Source organism: Streptomyces sp. E11-3 (assembly GCF_046540415.1).
Taxonomy (GTDB): domain Bacteria; phylum Actinomycetota; class Actinomycetes; order Streptomycetales; family Streptomycetaceae; genus Streptomyces.
In genome coordinates this window covers 1-711 of sequence record NZ_JAZGRL010000234.1, presented here as the reverse complement: position 1 = coordinate 711, position 711 = coordinate 1, and the positions used below count along the sequence as shown (strand labels likewise).

The following is a 711-nucleotide window of genomic DNA, read 5'->3' as shown; positions in this document are numbered from 1 at the left end:
CTCATTGTTAATCTGACTGCTTCATTCCATCTCACAAAATCACAAGAATCACTTTTATTGAAAGGGCTGTCATTCGTACCAGCACCTAGAAATCAGAAAACATTAAAGATTGAATTATTAAAAGATTTACAAAAATATCACAGGAGGATCAAATTAGAGGCCTTCTTTGAGAAAAAGAAAAAGACGAAAGAAAAGACACCCTTCACGTTCGGTTCAGATTGGACACCTTCGCTCTCGAAACTGCCGACACAGATCCATAAGATCATTGATGCTGACCTACATGCGTTTCGACATCTGCACTGGAGCTGGAGAGAGGAACCCAATCTGACCCGAGGAGAAGAACGGGCCCTCAATCTACTCAAAAACAATACGGAGATCGTCATAAAACCAGCCGATAAAGGCAACGCTATAGTACTTTTAGATAAGAAAGATTATTTGTGGGAGGGAATGAAACAGTTAGAGAACACGGACCATTATATTCCTCTCGATGAACCAATCTACCCACAAACTAAAGTCGAGGTGGAAGAAATACTTGAGGAGATGTGTGACAGAAAGATTATTAACAGAAAGCAGTGGGAATACCTCGCAGGCCCTGCCGTGCCAAGGGCACGCAGGTTTTATCTTTTACCAAAGATCCATAAAGAAAGAGAAAAATGGAGCCGGCCGAGCAAAGTGCCGCCTGGAAGGCCCATTGTATCGGATTGTAACAGC

The 711-nt window shown here is 42.5% G+C and carries 1 protein-coding gene; it reads left to right on the top strand.

The genetic code is table 11. From position 1 onward, the window contains the following. The coding region (locus tag U9R90_RS36600; RefSeq protein WP_411061834.1) for a hypothetical protein at positions 1 to 711 on the top strand (711 nt) is incomplete at both ends.